Origin of the sequence: Calderihabitans maritimus, assembly GCF_002207765.1 — a bacterium.
Taxonomy (GTDB): Bacteria; Bacillota; KKC1; order Calderihabitantales; family Calderihabitantaceae; genus Calderihabitans; species Calderihabitans maritimus.
In genome coordinates this window covers 1-2,190 of record NZ_BDGJ01000051.1, presented here as the reverse complement: position 1 = coordinate 2,190, position 2,190 = coordinate 1, and the positions used below count along the sequence as shown (strand labels likewise).

Annotated in this window: 6 protein-coding genes; 2 read left to right on the top strand and 4 right to left on the bottom strand. The window is 46.5% G+C overall.

The window, feature by feature from the left end; genetic code table 11:
• On the bottom strand, positions 1-468 hold a 468-nt coding region (locus KKC1_RS05585; protein WP_487249570.1), incomplete at its 3' end, for an ATP-dependent DNA ligase.
• A gap of 79 nt (positions 469-547) precedes the next feature.
• On the opposite strand from KKC1_RS05585, the gene KKC1_RS05580 reads away from it, so the two are divergent.
• Together KKC1_RS05580 and KKC1_RS05575 are read left to right on the top strand one after the other, a co-directional pair.
• Entirely contained in the window at positions 548-760 is a 213-nt protein-coding gene (locus KKC1_RS05580; protein WP_306345655.1) for an FmdB family zinc ribbon protein, read from the top strand.
• 19 nt (positions 761-779) lie between these two features.
• Positions 780-1,418 (top strand): DUF3786 domain-containing protein, encoded by a 639-nt coding sequence (locus KKC1_RS05575; protein WP_088553505.1) that lies wholly within the window; start codon positions 780-782, stop codon positions 1,416-1,418.
• A 6-nt stretch (positions 1,419-1,424) separates the two neighbouring features.
• On the opposite strand, the gene KKC1_RS05570 is transcribed toward KKC1_RS05575, so the two are convergent.
• The 3 genes from KKC1_RS05570 to KKC1_RS16235 are packed head-to-tail and all read right to left on the bottom strand — an operon-like array spanning position 1,425 to position 1,992.
• Positions 1,425-1,625 carry a hypothetical protein gene (locus KKC1_RS05570; RefSeq protein WP_088553504.1) on the bottom strand — a complete coding sequence of 67 codons (201 nt, stop codon included), beginning with the start codon at positions 1,623-1,625 and terminating at the stop codon, positions 1,425-1,427.
• Positions 1,597-1,833, bottom strand: coding sequence for a hypothetical protein (locus KKC1_RS05565; RefSeq protein WP_088553503.1), 237 nt, complete (start codon positions 1,831-1,833; stop codon positions 1,597-1,599). Before KKC1_RS05565 ends, KKC1_RS05570 begins: the two co-directional genes overlap by 29 nt.
• Positions 1,834-1,848: 15 nt before the next feature.
• Positions 1,849-1,992 (bottom strand): hypothetical protein, encoded by a 144-nt coding sequence (locus tag KKC1_RS16235; protein ID WP_192868098.1) that lies wholly within the window; start codon positions 1,990-1,992, stop codon positions 1,849-1,851.
• Between the last annotated feature and the right edge of the window lie 198 nt (positions 1,993-2,190).

The following is a 2,190-nucleotide window of genomic DNA, read 5'->3' as shown; positions in this document are numbered from 1 at the left end:
GGGGAAACTATCAGTGATCCAAATCGTCCCGCCGGGATTAATCACTTTCCGCAGAATTTCCAGCCGTTCGCGCAGCGGGAGTACAGTCATATCCCGACCGTCCAGATAGAGGAGGTCAAAAATCATATAGTTGACAGGTATTTTTCTGGCCAGGCGACGAATAGTAGTTTCGTCCGTAGTTAGATCTCTTCGCAGTACCAGGGGGAAGCTGGGCTTTCGTTCCCGCAACACGATTATTTCACCGTCAAAAACTGCCTGTTCTGCCTGCAAGATTTCGGAAAGCTCCTTTAGTTCCGGATACTGTTTTGTACGGTCCATGAGTTTACGGTTATGGGCCAGGACACAATCTTTCCGGACATGGGTTATACAGCGAACGCCGTCCCATTTAACTTGAAAAATATATTCCGGACTGTCAAAGGCTTCTCTGACCGGCACCGGCTCCATAGGTAGGATTTTTTCGCCCCACACCTCTACCACCTTCTGCAAATTGCCCGTAACTTGGCTGGTTTTATCGCTGTTTTTATGTTATAGTTTAACCAGGAGGTGATTGGCTTTGCCGACATATGATTTCCGTTGTGTAAACTGTGGCGAGCGCTTCAGCCGCAGGGTTCCTATAGAAGAAAGAGATAAGGTAAGATGCCCTCAATGCGGAAGTAAAGCCCAACAACTATTGACTGGGTTTATATACTTCGGCAAATCCGATGGTGGAGGTTCCGGTAGCTGTAGCAGAAGCAGTTGTAGTGGTTGCAGCGGTTGTTAGGTAGCCGGAGTGATCCAAAGTGGCTATAGAAATTCAGGGAAATTACGAAGACGCCTACCGGCAGGCCGTGAAAGAATTTAGCGAAAAAGATCCCCACTTAATGGCCCGGTGGAGTAAAGCCCGTTTTGACCGGGAAAAATCGGTTTTCTGTATGCGTTATTGCGCAACTGACTATTTTATCCATTACCCTACCGGTAAGTTTGACACGGAGGAAAAAATTGCGATTCCTCTTACCGATCAGATTATAATGCTTCAATATCTGACGCAGGCCAGCGGGATGCCTATTAGAAATCGCTGGTTGAGTTTTATGGAACTTCCCGGTGGCCCGCATCATTATGCTCCCTTTCGCCAGGAAGCCATCAACCCTATCAGCCAAACTTTTGGCGACCGGCTTGAACTGTTCCGGCAGGTGGCTTTGAGCCTGGACGGTAAAGCAACCGACATGGGGGACGCCGGGTACATTTTACCGGTTTTACCCGGCCTGCCTTTGGCATATATTCTCTGGCAAGGGGATGAGGAATTTCCTCCCAACGCCAACATCCTCTTTGATTATTCAGCCAGCACCTATCTACCTACTGCTACCCTTTATGTGCTGGGCATAAATACTACTTTAAAAATGTTAGAGCGGGCTCGTAAGTTTGAATCCCGAACGGTATAAAAACAGTCAGGACTGATCGTCCTGACTGTTTCCGTTTCGCTTTACCCGCACGCCACCTCTACCTACATAGGGAGGAGGCTCAACGTTAACAGTGAAATTACCCTGCTTTTTTTCAGAATTAAGGGCTTCTTCCGCAAATTCCACATTTACGGTCATGGGATTGAACTTAGGAGAAATTTTAGGAGGTTTGGTGATCTTTTTCTTCATGATTTCCCCCCTCAAAAAACTCCCGGGTCATTCGGAAAGGGACTCTAATCAGATTTTCTAGGGTATCCAGAGTTTGAGTTACGGCCTGACTGGTGGTGGAAGGGCTCTCATTGTTATCTTTCCAAAGTTCTTTAGTCAAACGGAAAGGCATGGCCAGGATATCTTCCCACAGGCTGATGCCTTGTTTAATCAGTTCGTTCATGGACACAGGGATTACCTCCCGTTATTGTTCTCTGACGCAGGCAAGAAGGTAAATTTCAGGGTTGTCGAGGTCTTGGGCCGCGTTAATTTCTTTTTCCACTTCCTTGAGTTTTTGCAACTGGATATCGGAGAGTCTGGCGAATTGCATGTTCTTGACTTCTGCCATCGGGGATACCTCCTCTGGTTTTACAGTGATTTAATCGTTTGGTTTTATTATTCCCGCCGGTTATGATCTTATTAGCTGTTTTACCGGAGAAAAATCGCATTTGTTAGTATATATAATTTTTATGGAGCCAATTGCGCTGTGCGGAAGCAAGCACAAATAGCCCGTTTTAGGGTATCAAACAAAACATCTTACCCCAAC